Here is a 23,138-nt window from a genome sequence, read left to right as displayed (position 1 = left end):
GGAGCAGACCCATGCCGACCATGAAAGCCGCAATCGTCAAGCAATTCGGCAAGCCGTTGGTGATCGAGGATGTTCCGGTGCCGCAGCCCGGTCCCGGCGAGGTCCTGGTCAAGGTCAAAGCCTGCGGCGTCTGCCACACCGATCTGCACGCCGCCTCCGGCGACTGGCCGGTGAAGCCGGTTCCGCCCTTCATTCCCGGCCATGAGGTTGCCGGCATCGTTGCCGCGCTCGGGCTAGGTGTGAAGAATCTGAAGGTCGGCGATGCCGTCGGCGTCGCCTGGCTGCACGATGCGTGTCTATCTTGCGAATATTGCGAGACCGGCTGGGAGACGCTGTGCGAGCACCAGCACAACACCGGCTACAGCGTCAACGGCGGCTTCGCCGAATACGTCATCGCCTCGGCCGCCTTCGCCGCAAAACTGCCGGCGACGGTCGATTTTGCCGCCGTTGCGCCGATCCTGTGCGCCGGCGTCACCACCTACAAGGGCCTGAAGGAGACCGAGGCGCGGCCCGGCGAGTGGGTCGCGATCTCCGGCGTCGGCGGGCTCGGCCATGTCGCGATCCAGTATGCCAAGGCGATGGGGTTCAAGGTCGCCGCCGTCGACATCGCCGAGGACAAGCTTGCGCTCGCCCGCGAGACCGGCGCCGATCTCGCCGTCAACGCGCTTGCAGCCGATGCCGTGGACAAGGTCCTGGCAGCCACCGGGGGAGGGGCGCACGGCGTGCTGGTGACGGCGGTCTCGACCGCTGCCTTTGCCCAGGCGCTGAAGATGGTGCGGCGGAAGGGCACCGTCAGCCTCGTCGGTCTGCCGCCGGGTGAATTCCCGACGCCGATCTTCGACGTCGTGCTCAAGCGCATCACCGTGCGCGGCTCCATCGTTGGCACCCGCCGCGATCTCGACGAGGCCATCGCTTTCGCCGCCGACGGCAAGGTCAAGGCCGAGGTGACCAAGGTGCCGCTGGCGCAAATCAACGACGTCTTCGAGCGGATGAAGGCCGGCAAGATCGACGGCCGCATGGTGCTCGATTTTGGCTAACGCCTTCGCCTTACCCCGGCGGCATGCCCGCGAATTTCGGCAAGCTCGGATCGAGGCGATCCCATTCATGTCCGCGCGCGGCGTAGGTGACGACTTGCGGCTTGTAGCGGGCGGGCTCGTCGAGGCTCGCGGCGCGGATGGTGAAGATGTCGGGCATGGCCGCGAAGGTCAGGTAAACCGGCAAGCCGCACTGCGCGCAGAAGCCGCGGGTCTTCACGTTGCCGCTGTCGCCGACCATGTCCCAGTGTTTTGCCTCGCCCGTCACGGTGACGCCGGCGCGTGCAAAGGTCATGTACGAGCCATGGCCGCTGCCGCTTTCCCGCTGGCAGTCCCGGCACTGGCAGTGATTGCTGAACAGGGGCTCACTGGTGATCGAATAGCGGATCGCGCCGCAGGCGCAGCCGCCGGTAAAGGGCTTGGTCATCGCGATAACTCCTTACTTTTCTTCGCTGCTGATGCTGTCGAGCTGCCGCACGACTTTCTTCCAGCCGCCGCTCATGCCCGTGTAGGCCGACTCGTTCCTGGGCAGGACGAAGCCGGCATGAACCAGGCGGATCCGCGTGCCGGCTTCGACCGGGGAGAGGGCCCACGTCACGACGGTGTCGAGCGGCGCGCCGTAGCCGGTGTTGCGCGCGTCGCCACCCTTCCAGGCGTAGACGAGGCGCCGGTTCGGCACGACCTCCAGAACGCGGCAATGGATCACGCCGTCCCAGGAGCCGCCCGGGGTGGTCTGGAACGTGAAGGCGTTGCCTTCGACGGCTTCGAAACCGGTCGGCGGCATCAGCCAGCGCGCGATCAGCTGGGCGCTGGTCAGCGCTTTCCAGATCGTCTCCGGCGCGTGAGGGAGCACCTCGTCGATGACGATGTCCCGGATGTTGTCTTGGGTTTCAGCTTTCAACTCGGCAGCACTCACGGATCGATCTCCTTCAAGAGGTCACGCAGGTTCTGGAAGCGCTCGCGCCAGAAGACGCCGTAATGATCCATCCAGGTCACCAGCGGCTCGAGGCCTTGCGGCGCGGCGCGGTAGTAGACGTTGCGGCCCTCGGCGCGCTCGGCAACGAGGCCCGCCTGCTTCAACGATTTCAGGTGCTGCGAGATCGCGCCCTGGGTCACGCCCGAGCCGCGCGTCAGTTCGGCGACGCTGATCTCCCTGCTCTCGAACACACGCTCGAACACGGCGCGGCGGGTCGGATCGGCAAGGGCGCGCATCACGGCGGTGACGGAGTTTTGGGCGGCTTCGATCATGCAAATCTATTAGCTGAAGCTAATGAATTAGTCAACGCTAATGTGTTGGTGCTCGACCCTTCGACCAATTCTCCGGTTGACTATGACTGACTAGTCAGTCATAAATGAGAAATGACAAAGAAGCCCACCAGCGCCGCCCCTGGATCCGCAGTTCGAGCAGCGAGCCACGTGCCGGAAGCCGGGGAAGGGAGCGCAGCACCAGCCTCCAACCGTGCCACGCGCGCGGCGGAGCGGCGTGCGGCGATCGTGGAGGCGGCGATGGAGGAGTTCATCGCCCGCGGCTTTGCCGCGACGCGCCTCGACGACATCGCCAAGCGCGCAGGCGTCGCCAAGGGCACGATCTATCTGCACTTCAAGGACAAGGAGTCGATGTTCGAGGAGCTGGTGCGCATCGTGATCGTGCCGGTGGTGGCGCAGCTGACTGCGCTGCCGCCGCCGACGGGCTCGGTGCGCGACCTCGTCGAGGCGTTTGCCAGCAACTTCCTGAAACAGGTCATCGGCACCCGGCGCGGCGATCTCGTGCGCCTGATCGTGGCTGAGGGGCCGCGCTTTCCGTCCGTGGCCGATTTCTATTACCGCGAGGTCGTCTCGCGCGGGATCGCCAGCATGCGCGCGCTGATCGAGCTCGGCATCGCCCGCGGCGAGATCCGCGAGAAGAACCTCGCGCGCTATCCGCAGATCCTGGTCGCGCCGGCGATGATCGCGGTGATCTGGCAGAGCCTGTTTGCACGGCATGCGCCGCTCGACGCGCAGGAGATGCTGCGCGTCCATCTCGATTTGATTTTTGGCGAACGGAGCACGACATGAGGTCGTCGCAAGCAATTTTCAGATTGGCATTGGCCGCCGCGCTCGCAATCGGGCTTGCTGCCTGCAACGAGAAGCGCGATCCCGGCTTCCAGGGCTGGGTCGAGGCCGACATGATCTTCGTCAGCCCGGATGAGGCTGGCCGGGTGACGAAGCTGAACATCCGCGAGGGCGACGAGGTCAAGGTCGGCGATGCCCTCTATTCCGTCGACGACGATCTCCAGCTTGCCGATCTCAACCAGAACAAGGCGACGCTGGCCAACGCGCAGCAGACCTATGACCGCGCGGCCTCGCTCAACAAGACCGGTTCGGGCACGCAGGCCAATCTCGATTCCGCCGTGTCCGCCTTGCGCGTGGCGGAAGCGCGGGTGGCAACGTCGGAGACGCGGATGGCGCGGCGAAAAGGTTTTGCGCCGGTCGCCGGCACCATCCAGCAGATCTATTTCCGCGAGGGCGAGATGGTGGCGGCGCAGCGGCCGGTGCTCTCGATCATGCCGCCCGGCAACATGAAGCTGCGCTTCTTCGTGCCGGAGGCCGAGCTGCCGAAACTTTCGATCGGCGACACCGTGCGCGTCGTCTGCGACAATTGCGCCGCCGATCTCACCGCCAAGATCTACTTCATCGCGACCTCGGCCGAATACACCCCGCCGGTGATCTACAGCCTCGACGAGCGCAACAAGCTCGTCTACCTGATCCAGGCGCGGCCCTCGCGGCCGGACGCGCTGCGCGTCGGACAGCCGATCAACGTCTATCTGAACCCCAAGACTCCGGTGGCGGACAAGCGATGAGCGGCGGCAACGGCATCGCGATCGACGTCAAGGGCCTGACGAAATCGTTCGGCGGCCGCGAGGTCGTGCACGATCTGTCGATGCAGGTGAAGCGCGGCTCGATCTACGGCTTCCTCGGTCCGAACGGCTCGGGCAAGACCACGACCATCCGCATCCTGTGCGGCCTGCTCACGCCCGACAGCGGCGAGGGCACCTGTCTCGGCTACGACATTTTGCGCGATGCCGAAAAGATCAAGCGCCAGGTCGGCTACATGACGCAGCGCTTCAGTCTCTACCAGGACCTGTCGGTGCGCGAGAATCTCGAATTCGTGGCGCGGCTCTACGGCCTGCGCGATCCACGCGGCGCCGCGCGCGAGATGATCAAGCGGCTCGGGCTTTCGGGGCGCGAGGAGCAGCTCGCGGGCGAGCTCTCCGGCGGCTGGAAGCAGCGGCTGGCGTTAGGTGCCTGCACGCTGCCCAATCCGCAATTGCTGCTGCTGGACGAACCGACCGCCGGCGTCGACCCCAAGGCACGGCGCGATTTCTGGAACGAGATTCACGCGCTCGCCGCCGACGGTCTCACCGTGCTGGTGTCCACCCACTACATGGACGAGGCCGAGCGCTGCCACGAGATCGCCTATATCGCCTACGGCCATTTGCTGGCGCACGGCACGGTGGAGGAGGTGATCGCGAAATCCGCGCTGACGACCTACACCGTGACGGGCGAGGATCTGAACGGGCTCACCGCCGAGCTCACCGGCAAGCCCGGCGTAGACATGGTGGCGCCGTTCGGCACCTCGCTGCACGTCTCGGGCCGCGACGTTGCCGCGCTCGAAGCCAGCATCGCGCCGTGGCGCGAGAAGAGCGGCCTGCACTGGCAGAGCTCGCATCCCTCGCTCGAAGACGTCTTCATCGAGCTGATGGGCCGCTCCAAGGACAATTTCCAATGAGCGCCGTCGATCATCCGGCCCCCGCACACGACATCCGCGAGCGCTTCGGCTTCTGGAAGCGCTCCTATGCGATGCTGATCAAGGAGTTCATCCAGCTCAGGCGTGATCGGGTGTCGTTTGCGATGATCGTGATGCTGCCCGTGATGCAGCTATTGCTGTTCGGCTATGCCATCAACACCACGCCGCATAATCTGCCGAGCGCGGTGCTGCTCCAGGAGGACTCGGATCTCGCCCGCTCGATCCTGAAGGCGCTGGAAAACACCGCCTATTTCCGCTTCATCTACGAGGTGCACGACGTCGACGATTTCGACAATCTGCTGAAATCCGGCAAGGTGCTGTTCGGCGTCGAGATCCCGCGCGGCTTCGAGCGGGCGGTGCGGCGCGGCGACAAGCCGGCGCTGCTGGTCGCGGCCGATGCGACCGATCCGGTCGCTGCAAGCGCGGCGCTCGGCTCGCTCGGCATGGTGGTGCAGACCGCGCTCAAGCACGACCTCTACATCGGCGATCCCCCGGAGATGCCGTTCGAGATCCGCGCGCATGCCCGCTACAATCCGGCGGCGGCCTCGAGCCTCAATATCGTGCCGGGGCTGGTCGGCACCATCCTCACCATGACCATGCTGATCTTCACCGCGCTCTCGGTGACGCGCGAGGTCGAGCGCGGCACCATGGAGAGCCTGTTGTCGATGCCGATCAAGCCGGTCGAGGTGATGTTCGGCAAGATCATCCCCTACGTCCTGGTCGGGTTCGTCCAGGCCTTCCTGATTATCAGCATCGGCGTATTCCTGTTCGGCGTGCCCGTGTTCGGCAATCTGTTCCTGCTGGCGCTGCTGTCAACGCTGTTCATCACGACCAACCTGTCGATCGGCTACACGATCTCGACCTTGGTGCAGAACCAGCTCCAGGCCATGCAGATGTCGATGATGTTCTTCCTGCCGAGTATCCTCCTGTCCGGCTTCATGTTCCCCTTCGCGGGCATGCCGGCCTGGGCGCAATATGTCGGCGAGGGCCTGCCGCTGACGCATTATTTGCGCATCGTCCGCGCCATCATGCTGAAGGGCGCGACCATGGAGAATTTGCGCTATGACGCGCTGGCGCTGGCCGCGCTGATGCTGGTTGCGATGACCATCGCCGTGACGCGCTTCCGCCGCACGCTGGATTGAGGCAGACTGACCTCTGATGTCGTTCCGGGGCGATGCGCTAGCATCGAACCCGGAATCTCGAGATTCCGGGTTCACGCGTTGCGTGCCCCGGAATGACTGGGGGAGAAATGGTCAGCTTTGCGAGCAGGAAAACCCGGCAGCATGCCGCGCTATCAGAGGATTTCGAGCGCGAGCTGACGCGGGAGGTGCTGCGCACCGAGCTGTTGCGGGTGAGGGCGCTGATCATCACGGGCTGCGTCATGGTCTTGTTCCTCACCGCAACCTACCTGATCGACCCTGCCATCGTGAACCGGGTCTGGCGCGGGACGGAGGGCCTGGTCCACGAATACCTCCTCTTGGCGGGCTTCATCCTGTTCGAGGTCTGGGTCCACAGCCAGATCAGGCGAAACCTCAAGCTCGATCGCGACGTGCCTGTGATCAGGCGCTATATCAGCGCAACAATCGAAACGTCGCTGCCGACGATCATCCTGATCCTGCAGATTCGCAGCATGGGCGCTGGGCCCGCGCTCGGTTTCGTGTTGCCGCTGGCCTATTTCATCTTCATCATTCTTTCGACGCTGCGGCTCGATTTCTGGCTGTCCACCTTCACGGGATTTGTGGCCGCAGCCGAACTCCTGGCCGTCGCGCTGTTTTACAATTCGGCCAGCGACACCGGCGAACCCCTGATCTACTTCCACGCCGTGCGCAGCACCATCATCCTGATCTGCGGCGTGCTCGCTGGCTCCGTCGGCGCGCGGCTGCGGCGACAATTTGCCGCGAGCATCGCGGCGGCCAGCGCGCGCGACCGGGTGACCAACCTGTTCGGCCAGCATGTCTCGCCGCAGGTGGTGGAGCGGCTTATGGCGGAGGGGACGAGCGCCGCCGGCGACGTCCGTCGCGTCGCGGTGATGTTCGTCGACTTCCGCGGTTTCACCGCCGGCGCGCAGTCGCGCACGCCGCAGGAGGTCGTCGACCGCCTCGACGGCGCCTTCGCGGTGCTGGTCGACATCCTCGACCGCCACGGCGGCATCGTGAACAAGTTCCTCGGCGACGGCTTTCTCGCGCTGTTCGGCGCGCCGCTGGAGGCGGCCGACGCCGCGCATCGCGCGGCCGCCGCAGGCCGCGAGATGCTGACCGCGATGGACCGCATCAACGCGCAGACGAGCTGGCCGCTCAAGATCGGCATCGGCATCCATTTCGGCGAGGTCGTCGCCGGCAATATCGGCTCGCCCCGGCGCAAGGAGTACACGGTGATCGGCGACACCGTGAACTTCGCCTCGCGGCTGGAGGCGCTGAACAAGGAATTCGGCTCGCAGCTGTTGATCTCCGCCTCCGTGCGCGAGGCGCTGGGCAAGGACGGCGACGACGCCGTCGCACTCGGCGAGGTCGAGGTGCGCGGCTATGAGCAGCCGGTGGCGGTGTTTCAACTGGGGTGAGGCTGCTCGCGTTTCGTTGAAGGCGTGTGATGAAATATCTCGCGGCGATGTCCGCTCTTGCACTCAGGAAGCCGAAACCTCTCGGCTTCCGTTTGTCACGCGGAGAAAATCCATGACCCGATTGACTCTTGTCTCTGCCGCCCTGATCGCCGCTTCCGTCTATCAAACCCAGGCCGCAGCCGCCCGCGACGTCGCCCCCGCGCGGCGCGCCGTATCCCACGCAACGGCGGACTGCGTGAGGGCTCCAGCAGAGGGCGCGTATGCCTCTGCCCCCTACAAGGAGCCGCCCTGCATGCCCAAGACGACGAACTGACGATCGATCGAAGCGGGCGAGGCCGGGTTGGCGAAGTCTGCAACCCGGCCTCGCGCCGCTCCGTGCCGCCAGCTCCAGTCTTTGCGGTATTTCAGTAGCGCTTGACTCTGCTTTCATCTAGTCATCTATATGACTATATGAATTCAGCGCCTCTCGATGACCGCCTGCCACGCTACCAGCGCCTGCGCGACGACCTCGCCGCGCGGATCAACCGCAATGAATGGCGGCCGGGCGAATCGATCCCGTCTGAGGCCGAGCTCGCCGCGCATTACGGCGTCGCGATCGGCACCGTGCGCAAGGCGATCGACCAGCTCGTCAGCGACGGCGTTTTGGAGCGGCAGCAGGGCCGCGGCACTTTCGTGCGCCGGGCACGCTTCAATTCCTCGCTGTTCCGCTTCTTCCGTTTCCAGTCCGAGAGCGGTGAGCGGCGCGTGCCGAACAGCCGCATCCTCCGGCGCAAGAGTGTGCCCGCGACCTCTGCCGTTGCGTCTGCGCTGCGCATTCCCACAGGCGAGCCCGTCATCAGCCTGTCGCGTCTGCGCCTGATCGACGACGTGCCGCTGCTGGCCGAAGAGATCTGGCTCCAGCAATCGCGTTTCGCTGCGATCCTCGACATCGACACCGCGGAGTTCGGCGACCTGCTTTATCCACTCTACGAGGAGCGCTGCGGCGAGGTGGTGGTCTCGGCCGAGGAAATCCTGACGGTCGAGATGGCCAACGAAATGCAGGCGCGCCTGCTGCGGCTCGAGGCGCATGCGCCGCTGATCGTGATCGAGCGCCTTGCGCTCGACCTCGAGCGGCGGCCGATCGAATGGCGCCGCTCGCGCGGGCCGGCCGACCGCTTCCGCTACCACGCCGAGATCCGGTGACAGCGGGCTTCAACGATACCAACCAATAACGAATTTACGGGAGGAAGAATGTCGAACTGGTACAGCGGATGCTCGCCGCTGGAAAAGCGGACGTTTTGGGCAAGCTTCGGCGGCTGGGCGCTGGATGCGCTCGACGTCCAGATGTTCGGTCTCGCCATTCCCGCGCTGATCGCGGCGTTCGGCATCAGCAAGGCCGACGCCGGCCTGCTCGGCTCGATCACGCTGTTCTTCGGCGCGTTCGGCGGCTGGATCGGCGGCGCACTCGGCGACCGCTTCGGCCGCGTCAAGGCACTTCAGATCACGGTCGCGACCTTTGCGCTGGCGACCTTCGCCTGCGCCTTTGCGACGACCTACACCCAGCTTCTGGCGCTCAAGGCGATCCAGGGCCTCGGCTTCGGCGCCGAATGGGCCTGCGGCGCGGTGCTGATGGCCGAGATCATCCGTCCCGAGCATCGCGGCAAGGCGCTCGGCTCCGTGCAGAGCGCCTGGGCAGTGGGCTGGGGCGCGGCGGTGCTGCTGTCGGCGCTGGTCTTCACCTATGCGCCGGCCGACATCGCCTGGCGGCTGCTGTTCGCGCTCGGGCTGTTGCCCGCGCTCCTCATCATCTTCATCCGCCGCGGCTTGAAGGAGCCGCCGCGGGCCGTCGCAGCCGAGAAGACGCCGTTCTTCGCCACGCTCTCCGGCATCTTCCATCGCGACGTGCTGCGCTCGACGCTGATCGGTGGTCTGTTCGGCATTGGCGCGCATGGCGGCTACGCCGCACTCACGACCTTCTTGCCGACTTATTTGCGCGAGGTGCGGCATTTGTCCGTGCTGGGCTCCAGCGGCTATCTCGCCGTCATCATCGTCGCCTTCTTCTGTGGCTGCGTGGCGAGCGGCATCATCAGCGACCGTATCGGCCGCAGGGCCAATGTCGCCTTCTTCGCCAGCGCCTGCATCATCACCGTGCTGGTGTATATCTTCGCGCCGCTGACCAACGGCGAGATGCTGGTGCTCGGTTTTCCCCTGGGCTTCTTCTCGGCCGGAATCCCCGCGAGCATGGCGGCGCTGTTCAGCGAGCTCTATCCGGCGGGCGTGCGCGGCACCGGCGTCGGCTTCTGCTACAATTTCGGCCGCATCGTCTCCGCCGCGTTCCCGTTCCTGGTCGGCTTTCTCAGCGACCATATCGGGCTCGGGCCGGCCATCGGCATCGATGCGGCGTTTGCCTATTCGCTGGTGCTGATCGCGGTGGTCCTGCTGCCCGAAACCCGCGGCAAGGTTTTTGAGCAGACCGCGCCGTCGCGCGCCTGACGTCGGATGGGGAGCATCAACCATGACAGTCGGCCAGCACGGCCTCACGCGCCGCCAGTTTGGCATGGGCCTCGCATCCCTGATGTCGGCCGCCGCGACCGCGGGCAGCGCGATGAGTGAGACGACCTTGCCGACGATCGACACCCATGCGCATGTCTTCCATCGCGCCCTGAAGCTCGCGCCGGGCCGGCGCTATGCGCCGGTCTACGACGCGCCGCTGTCGCTCTACCTGGAGCAGCTCGACCGCAACGGCATGACCAATGGTGTGTTGGTACAGCCGAGCTTTCTCGGCGCCGACAACGCCTATCTGGTCGAGTGCCTGAAGCAGGCGGCGGGCCGCCTGCGCGGCATCGCCGTCGTCGATCCTGCTGTCTCCGCGGACGAACTGCGCGCGCTCGACCGCGCCGGGATCGTCGGCATCCGCCTCAATCTCGTCGGCCAGCCCTTGCCCGATCTCGGCGCGGCCGAATGGAAGACGCTGCTCGCTCAGGTGAAATCCATGGGCTGGCAGGTCGAGGTCCAGCGCAACGCCTCCGATCTCGCCGTGCTCGCGCCGCAGCTTCTCGACCACGGCGTGACCGTCGTGCTCGACCACTACGCGCTGCCCGATCCCAAGCTTGGCATCGCCGATCCCGGCTTTCAGGCCGTGCTGAAGCTCGGCGCGACGCGAAACGTCTGGGTCAAGATCTCGGCGCCCTATCGCAACGGCGCGGCCGGCGAGAGTTTTTCGAAGGAGGCTTATCCGCTGTTGCGCGAAGCCTACGGCCTCGATCGCCTGCTGTGGGGCAGCGACTGGCCGCACACCCAGTTCGAGTCCACGCAGGGCTACGCGAAGAATCGGCAGTTTCTCGATGTGCTGATCGCCGGGCCAGGCGAACGCGCGCAAGTGTTGGCATCGCCGTATCAGCTCTTCCGCTTCTGACGCGTCGTTCGCGATTGCTCCGAATGCTCCGAATTTTGGGGCATGACGGATGATGTCGACCGCTTGTAGACTGCCGGCGATGCAGCCGATCGCGGCTGCCGCTTGCGTGAGGAAGCAAAGATGCAGCGCCGCTACATCACCGTCGACGTGTTCACCGACCGCGCCTTCGGCGGCAACCAGCTCGCCGTGGTGCTCGACGCCGGCGGGCTGTCAACCACGCAGATGCAGGCGATCGCGACCGAGTTCAACTATTCCGAGACGACCTTCGTGCTGCCGCCGCGCGACAAGGCCAATGACGCGGAGGTGCGCATCTTCACACCGGTCCGGGAGATGCCCTTCGCCGGCCATCCGAATGTCGGCACCGCCTTCGTGCTGGCTTCGATCGCGAAGGAGCCGAAGGCGCGGCTCCTGTTCGAGGAGAAGGCGGGACTCGTGCCGGTCGACATTTTTCGGGAGCAGGGAAGCGTGGTCAGCACCGAACTCACCGCGCCGCAGCCGCTCTCGCGACTGGCGGAGGTTTCTGCCGCTGACGTTGCGGCCTGCATCTCCTTGACTGTCGAAGACATCAGGACCGATCGCCACGCGCCGCAAGTCGTTGGCGTCGGGACGCCGTTCCTTGTGGCGGAGCTGCATTCGCGCGATGCGCTGAAGCGGGCGAGGCCCGATGCGGCGGCCTTCGCCAGGGTATTGCCGCGCGACGACGCCCGGTCGGTGTGGTTCTACACGCGCGATGTGCCCGCGTCGGAGGCGCCTTGCGGGCGGCAGGCGCGGATGTTCATGCGCGGCGCCGGCGGTCTCGCCGAAGATCCCGCCACCGGCAGCGCCACCGTTGCGGCCGCCGCGCTGTTCGCCGATCTCGATCCCACGCGTGACGGCGAACTGAAACTCACGGTCGGGCAGGGTTTTGACATGGGCCGGCCGAGCCTGCTGCTGACACGCGTCCGCAAGCACGACGGCAAGATCGTCTCCGCCCATGTCGGCGGAAACTGTGTGAAGATGATGGAGGGGACGTTCCGGCTTGAGGGGGAGGCTTAAGTTGTCATGCCGGGGCGCGCGTGAGCGCGAACCCGGAATCTCGAGGTTCCGGGTTCAGCCCCGCGGGCTGCCCCGGAACGACGTTCAGACCTGCCGCCCCGCCAAATTCCTCACCGCCACGCCATCCCGCTCCTCAATGATCTCCGCGATCATCTGGCGGTGACAATGGGTGTGGTCGCGCTCGTAGCAGAGCAGGCAGACCGGGCCGGCCTTCTTCACCAGCGCCGAGAGCTCGTCCATCTCTTCTCTCGCCTGCGGCGTCTTCAGGTGCTTTGAATAGATCTTCTCCAGTACGTCAAACTGTGCGCTGCGCGCCGCGAGACGGCCTTCCTTCGGTGTGCCGAGGGCTGCGAGATGGACATAGGCGATGCCGCGGTCATCCAGGCCGGCGGCGAGCTGCTTCTTGGAGAAGCCCGGCCGGCGCGACGAGGTCACCGCGCGCACGTCGACCACCAGCTTGACGCCGGCCTGCTCCAATTCGTCGAGCACGGCCTTGGGCGGTGTCTGCTCATAGCCGATGGTGAAGAGCTGCTTCGCCTTTGCCATGAGCGACCCTCAGCTCACCCGTGCGATCAGTTCCATGGCGCCGTGCGGCGCGCGCACCTTGCCCTCGTGGATGACGTAGGCGAATACGTCGCGCGGCTCCTTCTTCGGCTTGGCCTTGTCGACCTTCGGCAAGTCGTCGGGTTCGCCGCCGTCGGCCCAGGCTTGAAATCGCTTGCTCCAGGCATGCAACTCCTTCGGCGGATAGCAGGTCTTGATCTCGTCATTGCCCTTTTGCAGTCGGGCATAGACGAAATCGCCGGCGACGTCGGCGATCGCCGGATACTTGCCGTGCTCGGCGAACACCACCGGCGTCTCGAATTCGCGGATCAGTGCGACGAAATCCGGCGCGCAGAAGCTGTCGTGGCGCACCTCCACCACGTGGCGCAGCGCGCGTCCCTCGAGCTTGCGCGGCAGGAGCTCGAGGAATTTGCCGAAATCGGCACCGTCGAATTTCTTGGTCGGCGCGAACTGCCACAGCACCGGGCCGAGATGGTCGCCGAGCTCCAGCACGCCGGAATCATAGAACCGCTTGATGGAATCGCCGGCCTCGGCAAGCACGCGGCGGTTGGTGGCGAAGCGCGGCCCCTTGACCGAGAACACAAAACCCTCCGGCACCTCGGCTGCCCATTTGCGAAAGCTCTCCGGCTTCTGCGAGCCGTAATAGGTGCCGTTGATCTCGATCGAGGTCAGCTTCGAGGCCGCGTAGGACAGCTCCTTCGCCTGCGTCAGCTTCTCCGGATAGAACACGCCGCGCCACGGCTCGAAAGTCCAGCCGCCGACGCCGATGAAGATGTTGCCGGATTTTTTTGACGCGGTTTTTGCTTTGGCCACGGGAGGATCTCGCATCGACGAGGAGGGGAAGGACTTCATCCTAATCAAACCAGATGTGATTGGCCAGTTGCGGCGTGCCGTCTAAGCTTTGCCACGGGTCTGCGAAAAAGGAGAACAAGATGCGGATGCTGATGGTCGGAGCCGCGCTCGTCATGATGACATCTGCTGCCATGACATCTGCGGCTTTGGCTGACGATGATGATGCGAAGGGCGCGCAGAAGCTCGCCATTCAGGGCCGCGACGATTACTGGCATTGCCTGGCGCGGGAATATTCGCGCGACAGCAATCAGGGCCTATCGGAACAGGATTTTGGCCGATCGGTTGCCGGCGCCTGTCCGTCGGAGCGGCAATATTACCGGGTGGCGCTGCTCGACTTTCTGACCACGCAATATCCGAACATTGATTCCGGTGCGCATCTCGCGACTGCGAACAGGGCGGTGGAGTCGGCGCAGAGGGACATCGTCACGGCCTTCGTCAAGCACAAGCCGCCACAGAAATAGCCCCATTAACCGTTGACGCCTCGGCCCCTTCCGGCCGCGCGCTCATCCATGGTATCACTGCCCGCATCTGCAACGGGGATAGGCTGCTATGTCGTCTGAGTCGGTGGGTGGCATTTTTGGCGCGATCGTCGCGGCGATGGTGCTTGCGGTCGCCGTCGTCTTCGGACCGATCGGCCAGTACGGCAAGCCCGCCAAGCCGGCAAAAGTCGACGCCCCGGCCGCCATGGCGCCCGCGGCTCCTGCCGCGCCCGCGCCGCGCGGTCCGGTGATCCGGGACGTTCCCAATCAATAGGGGCTCGAAATGGGCCCTGGGGCCCCTTGCGAAGCGTCTATGTCGTTCCTATCTAGCTACTAACGGCAACGTTGAGTGACAATCTCCGTTGCTGGGACGACCTTGGGATAGCTCAGGCTGCGCCGGATGTACGCGCGCCCGTTGTTCCGGGGTCGTTGGCATTTTGGGGCCCTTTTTAGGCCCTTCCCCAGAGAAACCCCGGCTTGGCATCGCAGGACGCGGCGGATATACGCTGCCGTCATGAATGAAGCGATCAGACCGGGCCCCGACAACCCGCCGCAGGCCCCAACGACGGCTTCGCGGTCGCCGGATTTGTCGGTCATCGTCCCGACCTTCAACGAGCGCGACAACGTCACGGTGCTGTACCGGCGGCTGGAGGCGGTGCTGGCCGGCATCGCCTGGGAGGTCGTGTTCGTCGACGACAATTCGCCAGACGGCACCTGGGACGTCGTGCGCGCGCTGGCGCAGCGCGACAACCGCGTGCGCTGCATCCGGCGCATCGGCCGTCGCGGCCTGTCGGGCGCCTGCATCGAGGGCATCCTGGCCTCCAGCGCGCCCTATGCGGCGGTGATCGACGCCGACCTCCAGCATGACGAGACGCAACTGCCGAAGATGCTGTCGCTGCTCGCGAGCGGGCAGGCCGATCTCGTCGTCGGCAGCCGCTACATCGAGGGCTACAAGAGCGAAGGCTTCAACAAGCAGCGCGCCGGCGCCAGCGCGCTCGCCACCGAGGTGGCGAAGAAGATGCTGCGGGTCGAGATCGCCGATCCCATGAGCGGCTTCTTCATGATTCGCTCCAATCGTTTCGAGGAGCTGGCGCCAAAGCTCTCCGTGCACGGCTTCAAGATCCTGCTCGACGTCGTCGCCAGCGCGAACGGCAGCTTGCGCGCCGTTGAAATTCCCTACACGTTCGGTGAGCGGCAGCACGGCGAGAGCAAGCTCGATTCCATGGTCGCGCTGGACTTCCTCGGCCTGGTGCTGGCCAAGTTCACCAACGACGCTGTCTCGCTGCGCTTCCTGTTGTTCGCGATGGTCGGCGGCACCGGCCTCGTGGTGCATCTCACGACGCTGTTCATCGGGCTTGAGCTGTTCAAGGAGCCGTTCGCGGAGGCGCAGGCCGCGGGCGCGCTCGTTGCCATGACCAGCAATTTCATCCTCAACAATTTCCTCACCTATCGCGATCAGCGGCTGAAGGGTTTTGCGCTTCTGCGCGGCCTGATCGCCTTCTACATCGTGTGTAGCGTCGGCCTGCTCGCCAATGTCGGCGTTGCCTTCTCGGTCTATGACCAGGAGCCGATCTGGTGGCTTGCAGGTGCGGCTGGCGCGCTGATGGGCGTGGTGTGGAACTACGCGATGTCCGGACTGTTCGTCTGGCGCAAGAAATAGCGCGCCAGGGAAGCAGCCAAGGAAACGCGTTAAGGAAACCGGTATGGGCGGGGCTGACGCGCGGATTGTCCGCAATACGGCGCTGGTGATCCTTGCGCTGGTCGGCTTGCGGCTGGTCGCGGCCGCCTTCACGCCGATCACCTTCGACGAAGCCTATTACTGGATGTGGTCGAAGAACCTGGCGGGCGGTTATTACGACCACCCGCCGATGGTCGCCTACGTGATCCGCGCCGGCACCATGATCGCCGGCGATACCGAGCTCGGCGTCCGGCTGGTCTCGATCCTGCTCGCGCTGCCGATGAGCTATGCGATCTATCGCTCAGCCGCGATCCTGTTCGGCGGCGCGCGCGTCGCTGCGACCAGCGCCATCCTGCTCAACGTGACGCTGATGGCCGCGGTCGGCACGCTGATCGTGACGCCCGATGCGCCGCTGCTGGTCGCCTCCAGCTTCGTGCTGTTCTTCCTCGCCAAGGTGCTGGAGACCGGCCGCGGTGTCTGGTGGCTCGCTGTCGGCGCCGCCGTCGGCGCGGCGCTGCTGTCGAAATATACTGCGATGTTCTTCGGCCCGGCGATCCTGATCTGGCTCGCGGCGGTGCCAAAGCTCAGGCGCTGGTTGCTCTCGCCCTGGCCCTATCTCGGCGGCGTCGTTGCCCTGGCGCTGTTTTCGCCGGTGATGCTCTGGAATGCGGACCATCAATGGGTCTCGTTCGCAAAGCAGCTCGGGCGCGCAAAGGTCGAAGACTTCCGGCCCGTCTTCATTGCCGAGCTGATCCCGACCCAGATCGCGTTCGCAACGCCGCTGGTCTTCATCCTCGGCGCGATGGGGCTGCACGCGCTGACCTGGCGCAGGGCCGGCGCGCTGGCCTCGCGCGTGCTGATCGAGACCCTGTTCTGGACCATCGTCGCCTATTTCGTCTGGCATTCGCTGCACGCCCGCGTCGAGGCCAACTGGTTCGCGCCGGTCTATCCGCCCTTCGTCGTCGCGGCTGCTGCCGCCGCCAACCTCGTGCAGTGGAAGCCACGCCAGCGGCGCCTGGTGGATTTCTGCCTGCGCTGGGCCGCGCCCACCGGCATCGTGATGTTTGCAGCGCTCATCGTGCAGGCCAACACGGGCTGGCTCTCCGGCTATCGCCGCGATGCGACCGTGCGCAGCGTCGGTGTCGGCTGGCGCGAGCTCGCATCCGAGATCGAGGCCGTGCGTGTGCGTGTCGGTGCGACCTGCGTGCTGGCGCCGGATTACGGCACGACAGGCTGGCTGGCCTTCTATCTGCCGCGCGGCACCTGCGTGGTGCAGCAGAACCAGCGCATCCGCTGGGTCAACATGCCCGAGCCCGATCCGGGACTGCTTGCGGGCAAGCTGATCTATGTTGATGAGCCGCGTCCCGACGGCCACCCCTTCCTCAACGACCTCTTTGCGCAGGTGACGCGCGTTGCGCAATTGCAGCGCAAGCGCGGGCCGCTCGTGGTCGAGACCTACGGCATCGATCTGCTGGAAGGTGCCAAGGGCGACGTGCTGGACCGCTCGCCGCCGCCGGAGGCGCGGTAGCTGCCTCCTCGGTCGTCCCGGCGAAGGCCGGGACCCATACCGCGTGATCCATCGATGAGCGCAGGTGCCTGTACCGCGCGAAGACCTGTTCACTACCAGCCTTCGTCAAACTGCTCCCTGGAGTTATGGGTCCCGGCCTTCGCCGGGACGACGGCGGCGTGTTGGGTGGGGAGCGGTGGAGTTCAGTCCATCATCTCGGTCCTGGCGGCGGCGTGGCTCGGCTTGCTCTCGTCGCGCCAGAACCAGACGGCGACCGTGCCGGATCGCCCGCGGACTTGCGTGCGCAGCGGGCCTTTCAGGGTGCTGTCGGGATCGCCCAGGAAGTCGGCCGCATCGAGCAGCGTATCGCTCAGCGCGAGCCGCGCATCGTTCTGCGCCGCGACCTCCATCAACCGGCTGGCCACGTTGACGGTGTCGCCCGTCGCGGTGATGTGCTGGTGGCTCTCGCCGAGGCGGGAGGCGACGATGGGGCCGAAATGCGCGCCGATCTTGAAGCCGACCTGGTCCCCGATCTCAGGGGGCAGCGAGGCGATCCAGCGTTCGACGCTGCGGTGCAGGTCGATCGCGCACCTCAGCGCGCGGGCGGCGTCGTCCGGCATCGCGCTCGGCAAGCCGAACAGGATCATGGCGCCGTCGCCGAGAAAGCCGGTGACCATGCCGCCACGGTCGACCGCCGCCCTGTCGATCAATGCGTGGAATGCCTTCAGGAGATCCCTGAGCGCGGTCGGATCGATCCGTTCGCTCAGCGCCGTGAAGCCGGACAGATCGATGAAGACGATTGCTGCGTTCTGCCGGACCGGCTTCGCCAGGAAATCGGGGTCGCGGGCCAGCCACTCCTGCACCGCGGGCGCCTGGAATTGCGCGAGCGACCGGCTCTTGGCGGTGAGATATTGCGTGCGACGGCCTCCCGCCCACAACTGCACGCCGGCGAAGACCGCAACCGGCGGCACTGCGGCGGCGAGCGTGGTCGCCGCATTCAGCCAGATGCCGTGCGTGAACGCGAACAAATTGAGCGCGGCCCACGCCATCATCACCACGGCGGCTGCGACCAGGCCGAACGCGCTTCGCCGCCAGGCCAGCAGGCCCACCAGCAGCATCGGCAGCAGGATCGCGGCGAGCGCGTCGGCGATATGGACCTTGCGGTCGCGCACGATGCCGTCGCCGGCGACGAGATGGGTGATCGCGGTCGAGATCACCTCGACGCCGGGCATCAGGGAATCGAACGGCGTCGGGTAGAAGTCGCCGCCGCCGGAGACCGAGGCGCCGATCACGACGATCCGGTTCTCGATCGCGGCGCGGTCGAGCGTGCCGTCGAATATGCTCTGCGCGCTGACGGTGCGGATGGTGCGGCGCGGGCCGTAATAGGTGATCGGCAGCGCGAAGTCGGTGTCGGTCGGCACCGCACGATCACCGAGCATGAGGTGGTCCGGCGCGATCGTCAGCGGTTGATCGAGCGCACGGCTCGCCACCCGCAACGGGAACGACAGCTCGACCTTGTCGCGGGTGCGAAACAGCATCGGCACCGAGAGCGGCGAGCCCGACTGTCCCGTCGCGACGTTGACGACGCCGACGTCGGCGTGATCGGCGAACGCGGGCAGCGGCAACAGGAAGCGCTCGGCCTGGGGCAGGGCGGCAAGCGGGCCCTCGCTGCTCGTTGCCACGGTCTCGCTGGCGGTCGGGAAGATCGCCGCGGCGGCAAGGACCATGGGGCCGGTGGCGAGCGTATTTGCCAGCGTCGCATCGCCGATCGCGGCGCTGCGGTCGACCAGGAGCAGGTCGATTGCGACGACCTTCGGCCTGAACTGCACGATGGTGTCGACGACCCGGGCGAGATCGGCGCGCGGCAACGGATAGCTGCCGCCACGCTTCACCACGGTGTCGTCGATCGCGACGATGGTGACGAGATCGGGCGGACGCAGCACGCCACGGGCGAGCGTCCGGAAATCCGTCAGCGTTGCCTCGAGGCGATCGAGAAAGCGCAGATGGCCGTTGGCGTGGCCGGCATAGATGCCGGCGCCCCACAACGCGGTGAGGACGAGGGCCACCAGAATCTGAACGCGTCTATTCATTAGGTCGTACTGCAATCTTCTCTGTTGTCCGGGCCCTGTTGTCCGGGCCTTTTGCCCAAGCCTTGTTGGCCAAGCCTTATTGACCAAGCCTCGCCATCAGGGCGTTGATGCGCGGCTGGCCCCATTGCTTGACGGTCAGCGCGCCGGTCGCTTCGACGTCGACACCTTCGCCGGGTCCGAGCACGACGCCGCGTCCGCGAGACCTGCGGCTCACGCCGACACGTCCGTCGGCGACGAACACCGATGTCTTTGCCTCGGCGACATCGACGGCCCATTTGGTGCCGCGCACAGCGGCGATCGCCTGCGGCGTCAGCACCTTGAACGGATTGCCGCCGGGCTTTTTGGGAACTTCGATCAGCAGGGCTTTGCTGCTCAATTCCACGGAGTCAATATGTCCGTCGCGGTTGGCGTCTTTAAGTTCAAATCGGGCGCCGTTTTCCGCAACGATCGTGATGCCATTGTCGCAGCGCCATGTCTGCGTGCCGGCGGCGGACGGCGATGGCGTGCAGCCCGAATTGGCGACAGGCTGCGCGGCTGCGTATCCAATCAACAGGAATGACCACGCCAGAGCGAAAAATCCGGCGCGCGCGACGCTTCTCATGGCAGCCTCCCAATCGTGCGCGGCACGTTTCAAGGCGATGCTGATACGGTACCGTATCACGCGCAGAGGCTGCTGAAAAGTGCCGTATTGGGAGCTAATTTCTCGCCGGCTCCATTTCCAGCTTGCGCGCGATCAACTTTCGGTCAGGCGGTGCTTGCGCGAGGGGCTGCGGACCGGCGCTCGGGCGTCGGACGGCTGCGGACGCCAGCCTCGCGCAACGCTTCGGAGCTATGGTTTGGCGACGCTGAAGACCACGAAATTGACGTGGTTGGATGCGCCTTGGGAGACGGCCGGAGGCACCTGATGTAAGGGTCGAACCGGCCGAGAAACATGGTTAACAGACGCGACTAAGTCCGTAGTTCTGCGGGCTTTTTTCTCGAAATGGGACAGCGTTGACCCGGTGCCCCAGATCCGCCCGAACTTAATCTGCATTTAACTAAAAGTCGCCTTAATGACGCTCCGACCCTCTGCGAGATGCTGTTCCCGGACCGTGACCAGCAACGGCACTTCGAAGGGGGACTGAGTGACACCGTCCTGGACGCAAGGCGAATGAGTACGAGTATCGCTGCGCAGAGTAACGCGGCACGGAAGTCCAAAAATCCTGGCAAGAATTCATATCGGAAGCCTTCCCGGAAAATGACTGCCACCAATTGGCTTGGCGCCGCGGCGATCGGCTGCGTCGTGATGGGCGCCGGCTGGACCATCTACAGCAACGTCTTCGGCGCCAGCGTCTATCCGACCGTCGGCAGCATTGGTTACGACGAGCCCGTGATCAAGCGCGCGCCCAGGGTGGCGCTGCGTGAGGCGGGCGAGGCCATCAGGGAGACCTTTGCGCTGCTGCCCGACCGGCTCCAGGTCGCCGCGCCCATCTCGCGCGAGGCGTTCAACGAGCGCTTTGCCGCGGCTGCGACGCAGGGCGTTCCCTCGAACGCGGCGGGCGCCGTGCCCGCAACCCAGGTCGCCGTCGCAGCCCCGAAGCAGGGCGTGATCGCGAAGGTCGCGGACGCGCTGAAGCCGGCCGCGGCCAAGGTCGCTGACAAGGTCGCGGATGCCGCCAAGGGCAAGCGCGCGCCGGATGCGCAGATGCAGCTCGCCTCGGCCGATCCGGCCGAGATCGTGCCGGCGCCTGAGGCGAAGCCAAAATCCTTTGCCGATCGTGCCAAGGCGGCGGTGATGTCGATCACCGGGCCGCGCCAGTCCATGGTCGAAAAGCTTTGGGGTAAGCGCGAGCCGTCCGGCGGGCTGCTGGCCTATGCATCCGCCGATGCCAGCGTGACCGCGAGCATCGCGCCGAGGGAGCAGAACCCGATGCTCGGCGGCTCGGCGCCCTATGAGCGCGACACGGCGGTCTACGACATCAGCGCCAAGATGGTTTACCTGCCCGACGGCACCAAGCTCGAGGCGCATTCCGGGCTCGGCTCCAATCTCGACGATCCCCGTTCCTCGCGGATCCGCATGCGCGGCGTGACCCCGCCGCACATCTACACGCTGAAGCCGCGCGAGGCGCTGTTCCACGGCGTGCCCGCGCTGCGCCTGACCCCGATCGGCGGCGAGAGCGCGATCTACGGCCGCGACGGCCTGCTCGCCCACACCTTCATGCTCGGGCCGAACGGCGATTCCAACGGCTGCGTGTCGTTCAAGGACTATTACGCGTTCCTCGACGCCTACCGCAACAAGGGCATCCGCAAGCTTGCGGTGCTGTCGCGGGTCGACTGATCTCGGTTCATTTCCGATGAGAAAGGGCCGCTGACAGCGGCCCTTTTCTTTGTCCTGCGTCGTGGATGCGCTTCAGCCCGGCCAGCACTGTCCGCCGCCGTCGATCCTCAGCACCTGGCCCGAGACGAACGCGCCCATGGGACCGGCGAAGAATTCGACGACGCGCGCGACCTCGTCGACGGTCGCGATGCGATCGAGCGTGCCGGTCTCGACCATCCGGTCGGGGTCCACCGCGCGCGTGCCGAGGAAGCGGCCGGTGCGGGTATCGCCCGGAGCGATGCAGTTGACGGCGATGTCGTAGGGGCGGAGCTGGTCGGCCAGGCATCGCGTGTAGTGGGTCACGCCGGCCTTCGACACCGCATAGATCGAGCCCTGGGTGCGCCCCTTGAAGGCGGCGACCGAGCCCAGCGTGACGATGCGGCCGCGACGCCGCTCCATCATGCCGCGCGCGACCGCCTGGCAGGTCAGGATGGTCGAGAGCAGGTTGCGCTCCAGCACCGCGCGCACATCGGCCTCCTTGATGTTCACCGCGTCGTTCGGGTCGGGCTTGCCGCCGGCGGCTGCGATATCGCCGCCGGCATTGTGCACGAGGATGTCGATCGGTCCGAGTGCCGCCTCGGTCTCGGCAATCACGCGCGCGATCTCGTCACCCTTGGTGAGATCGCCGAGCACGCGCTGGCTGCGGACGCTGAACTCCTGGCCAATCTCCGCGGCGACCGCGGTGAGGGTGGTACCCTCACCATATTCCGCCGGCCCGTTCTCGCGCATGCCGTGGATGGCGACGTCGGCGCCGAGCGCGGCAAGCTTCTCCGCAAAGGCGCGGCCGAGCCCGCGCCCCGCGCCGGTCACCAGTGCCACCTGTTCTGACAATATCTTCCCGTCATGTGCTGCCATGATCTTCCCCTGTTATGAAACGTCAGTCTGCCGCGAGATCGAGGCCGATCGCCATCGCCTGCACGAGGCACATCGGCGCGACCAGCGTGCGCAGCGCCGGCTCGGGCATGTCCTGGATCTCGAACACGACGCGCGCGCCTTCGACGATCGGGCTCAGGAGGCTATCGGTGATGGAGATCGTGGGCACGCCACGTGCGACGAGTTCGGGAAATAGCCGCGCCGTATCCGGATAGTAGTTCCGGAAGCTGATCGCGACCAGCGCGTCCTCCACGGTTGCGGCATGCGACTGCTCGTGGATGCTGCCGCCCGTGCCGTCGAGCAGGACGACACGACGTCCGAGCTTGCGCAGCACGTAGGCGAGGTGGGTCGCAACCGGAAACGAGCCGCCGAGGCCGAGCAGATAGATGTCGCGCGCCTTGGCGAGGATCGCTGTCGCAGCGTCGAGCTCGCGCGCGTGCACGGACTGGCTCAGCGTGACCAGCGATGATTGCGCTTCCGAGACGAAGCGCGACAACACAGCGGCGGGCTGTCGGCCGAGCACGGATTTCTCCTCGCTCTTCATGCGGGCGAGCCGCGCCTTGTAGCTCGGCGCAACTCCGGCGACGAGGCGGGAGCGGAACACCTGCTGCATCTCGGTGAAGCCGCCGAAGCCGAGCGCGTGGGCGAAGCGAACGATCGCCGAGGGCGGTACGCCCGAACGCTGCGCCACCTCGGCCACGGTGCCGAGCGCGACATCGGTCGGGTGATCGAGCACGAACTCCGCGATCTGCTGCAGCCGGCCCGACAACGCGCGGTGCCGCTGCGCAATGGCGCTGCGCAGCTCGTCGTAGCTCATCGCGCCTTGGGCCTTGTTCATCGTCTCGGGTCTCCAGGTCGGTCGCCTGTTTAACGGCATTTCACCGTTTGGATCAAATATTCTACTTTACATAACAAATGGAATGAATATTCTA

24 protein-coding genes are annotated in these 23,138 nt (G+C 65.8%); 15 read left to right on the top strand and 9 right to left on the bottom strand.

Annotation, left to right across the window (positions count from 1 at the left end):
- The first annotated feature begins 11 nt into the window (after positions 1 to 11).
- Positions 12 to 1,037 (top strand): alcohol dehydrogenase AdhP, encoded by a 1,026-nt coding sequence (adhP, locus tag ACXJMY_RS05690; protein ID WP_456618323.1) that lies wholly within the window; start codon positions 12 to 14, stop codon positions 1,035 to 1,037.
- 10 nt (positions 1,038 to 1,047) lie between these two features.
- Here the strand turns inward: adhP and ACXJMY_RS05685 are convergent, their stop codons facing one another.
- From ACXJMY_RS05685 to ACXJMY_RS05675, 3 genes are read right to left on the bottom strand one after another with little or no spacing between them, the layout of a single operon-like run.
- A complete protein-coding gene (locus ACXJMY_RS05685; protein WP_456618322.1) occupies positions 1,048 to 1,461 on the bottom strand; it encodes a GFA family protein in 414 nt (137 codons plus the stop codon).
- 12 nt (positions 1,462 to 1,473) lie between these two features.
- On the bottom strand, positions 1,474 to 1,950 hold the full coding sequence (locus tag ACXJMY_RS05680; protein WP_456618321.1) for an SRPBCC family protein: 477 nt from the start codon (positions 1,948 to 1,950) through the stop codon (positions 1,474 to 1,476).
- Complete coding sequence (locus ACXJMY_RS05675; RefSeq protein ID WP_456618320.1) at positions 1,947 to 2,282, bottom strand: ArsR/SmtB family transcription factor; 336 nt, start codon at positions 2,280 to 2,282, stop codon at positions 1,947 to 1,949. The genes ACXJMY_RS05680 and ACXJMY_RS05675 overlap by 4 nt, the downstream gene beginning before the upstream one ends.
- Before the next feature lie 111 nt (positions 2,283 to 2,393).
- On the opposite strand from ACXJMY_RS05675, the gene ACXJMY_RS05670 reads away from it, so the two are divergent.
- From ACXJMY_RS05670 to ACXJMY_RS05630, 9 genes are all read left to right on the top strand, one after another.
- On the top strand, positions 2,394 to 3,089 hold the full coding sequence (locus tag ACXJMY_RS05670) for a TetR/AcrR family transcriptional regulator (RefSeq protein WP_456618319.1): 696 nt from the start codon (positions 2,394 to 2,396) through the stop codon (positions 3,087 to 3,089).
- Positions 3,086 to 3,874, top strand: coding sequence for an HlyD family secretion protein (locus ACXJMY_RS05665; RefSeq protein WP_456618318.1), 789 nt, complete (start codon positions 3,086 to 3,088; stop codon positions 3,872 to 3,874). Before ACXJMY_RS05670 ends, ACXJMY_RS05665 begins: the two co-directional genes overlap by 4 nt.
- Complete coding sequence (locus ACXJMY_RS05660; protein ID WP_456618317.1) at positions 3,871 to 4,803, top strand: ABC transporter ATP-binding protein; 933 nt, start codon at positions 3,871 to 3,873, stop codon at positions 4,801 to 4,803. The genes ACXJMY_RS05665 and ACXJMY_RS05660 overlap by 4 nt, the downstream gene beginning before the upstream one ends.
- Positions 4,800 to 5,963: an ABC transporter permease gene (locus tag ACXJMY_RS05655; RefSeq protein WP_456618316.1), complete on the top strand. Its 1,164-nt coding sequence runs from the start codon at positions 4,800 to 4,802 to the stop codon at positions 5,961 to 5,963. Before ACXJMY_RS05660 ends, ACXJMY_RS05655 begins: the two co-directional genes overlap by 4 nt.
- 107 nt (positions 5,964 to 6,070) lie before the next feature.
- Positions 6,071 to 7,378 (top strand): adenylate/guanylate cyclase domain-containing protein, encoded by a 1,308-nt coding sequence (locus ACXJMY_RS05650; protein WP_456618351.1) that lies wholly within the window; start codon positions 6,071 to 6,073, stop codon positions 7,376 to 7,378.
- A 450-nt stretch (positions 7,379 to 7,828) separates the two neighbouring features.
- Complete coding sequence (locus ACXJMY_RS05645) at positions 7,829 to 8,560, top strand: GntR family transcriptional regulator (protein ID WP_456618315.1); 732 nt, start codon at positions 7,829 to 7,831, stop codon at positions 8,558 to 8,560.
- 48 nt (positions 8,561 to 8,608) lie between these two features.
- Positions 8,609 to 9,850: an MFS transporter gene (locus ACXJMY_RS05640; protein ID WP_456618314.1), complete on the top strand. Its 1,242-nt coding sequence runs from the start codon at positions 8,609 to 8,611 to the stop codon at positions 9,848 to 9,850.
- 22 nt (positions 9,851 to 9,872) lie between these two features.
- Positions 9,873 to 10,772, top strand: coding sequence for an amidohydrolase family protein (locus ACXJMY_RS05635; protein WP_456618313.1), 900 nt, complete (start codon positions 9,873 to 9,875; stop codon positions 10,770 to 10,772).
- A 120-nt stretch (positions 10,773 to 10,892) separates the two neighbouring features.
- Positions 10,893 to 11,807 (top strand): PhzF family phenazine biosynthesis protein, encoded by a 915-nt coding sequence (locus tag ACXJMY_RS05630; RefSeq protein WP_456618312.1) that lies wholly within the window; start codon positions 10,893 to 10,895, stop codon positions 11,805 to 11,807.
- Between the two features lie 84 nt (positions 11,808 to 11,891).
- Here ACXJMY_RS05630 and ACXJMY_RS05625 read toward each other — a convergent pair whose 3' ends face one another.
- Together ACXJMY_RS05625 and ACXJMY_RS05620 are read right to left on the bottom strand one after the other, a co-directional pair.
- Complete coding sequence (locus ACXJMY_RS05625; protein WP_456618311.1) at positions 11,892 to 12,353, bottom strand: DUF488 domain-containing protein; 462 nt, start codon at positions 12,351 to 12,353, stop codon at positions 11,892 to 11,894.
- A gap of 9 nt (positions 12,354 to 12,362) precedes the next feature.
- Positions 12,363 to 13,199 (bottom strand): DUF72 domain-containing protein, encoded by an 837-nt coding sequence (locus tag ACXJMY_RS05620; protein WP_456618350.1) that lies wholly within the window; start codon positions 13,197 to 13,199, stop codon positions 12,363 to 12,365.
- Positions 13,200 to 13,303: 104 nt separating this feature from the next.
- Here ACXJMY_RS05620 and ACXJMY_RS05615 point away from each other — a divergent pair, with 104 nt between their 5' ends.
- The 4 genes from ACXJMY_RS05615 (at position 13,304) to ACXJMY_RS05600 (ending at position 16,908) form a co-directional block, all read left to right on the top strand.
- A complete protein-coding gene (locus tag ACXJMY_RS05615) occupies positions 13,304 to 13,684 on the top strand; it encodes a hypothetical protein (protein ID WP_456618349.1) in 381 nt (126 codons plus the stop codon).
- 88 nt (positions 13,685 to 13,772) lie between these two features.
- Positions 13,773 to 13,976: a hypothetical protein gene (locus ACXJMY_RS05610; RefSeq protein ID WP_456618310.1), complete on the top strand. Its 204-nt coding sequence runs from the start codon at positions 13,773 to 13,775 to the stop codon at positions 13,974 to 13,976.
- A gap of 240 nt (positions 13,977 to 14,216) precedes the next feature.
- Entirely contained in the window at positions 14,217 to 15,362 is a 1,146-nt protein-coding gene (locus ACXJMY_RS05605) for a glycosyltransferase (protein ID WP_456618309.1), read from the top strand.
- Between the two features lie 43 nt (positions 15,363 to 15,405).
- The gene (locus tag ACXJMY_RS05600; RefSeq protein WP_456618308.1) at positions 15,406 to 16,908 is read left to right on the top strand and encodes a glycosyltransferase family 39 protein; all 1,503 of its coding nucleotides are present in this window, start codon (positions 15,406 to 15,408) and stop codon (positions 16,906 to 16,908) included.
- Positions 16,909 to 17,090: 182 nt separating this feature from the next.
- Here ACXJMY_RS05600 and ACXJMY_RS05595 read toward each other — a convergent pair whose 3' ends face one another.
- Entirely contained in the window at positions 17,091 to 18,977 is a 1,887-nt protein-coding gene (locus ACXJMY_RS05595; RefSeq protein WP_456618307.1) for a CHASE2 domain-containing protein, read from the bottom strand.
- Between the two features lie 76 nt (positions 18,978 to 19,053).
- The gene (locus ACXJMY_RS05590) at positions 19,054 to 19,578 is read right to left on the bottom strand and encodes a FecR domain-containing protein (RefSeq protein ID WP_456618306.1); all 525 of its coding nucleotides are present in this window, start codon (positions 19,576 to 19,578) and stop codon (positions 19,054 to 19,056) included.
- Between the two features lie 636 nt (positions 19,579 to 20,214).
- On the opposite strand from ACXJMY_RS05590, the gene ACXJMY_RS05585 reads away from it, so the two are divergent.
- A complete protein-coding gene (locus tag ACXJMY_RS05585; RefSeq protein ID WP_456618305.1) occupies positions 20,215 to 21,294 on the top strand; it encodes a tlde1 domain-containing protein in 1,080 nt (359 codons plus the stop codon).
- Positions 21,295 to 21,366: 72 nt separating this feature from the next.
- Here ACXJMY_RS05585 and ACXJMY_RS05580 read toward each other — a convergent pair whose 3' ends face one another.
- Together ACXJMY_RS05580 and ACXJMY_RS05575 are read right to left on the bottom strand one after the other, a co-directional pair.
- Positions 21,367 to 22,188 (bottom strand): SDR family NAD(P)-dependent oxidoreductase, encoded by an 822-nt coding sequence (locus ACXJMY_RS05580; protein WP_456618304.1) that lies wholly within the window; start codon positions 22,186 to 22,188, stop codon positions 21,367 to 21,369.
- A gap of 22 nt (positions 22,189 to 22,210) precedes the next feature.
- Positions 22,211 to 23,044, bottom strand: coding sequence for a MurR/RpiR family transcriptional regulator (locus tag ACXJMY_RS05575; RefSeq protein WP_456618303.1), 834 nt, complete (start codon positions 23,042 to 23,044; stop codon positions 22,211 to 22,213).
- Between the last annotated feature and the right edge of the window lie 94 nt (positions 23,045 to 23,138).

The sequence above is a fragment of the Bradyrhizobium sp. P5_C12 genome (assembly GCF_054049735.1).
This window is presented reverse-complemented; position numbering and strand designations above follow the sequence as displayed.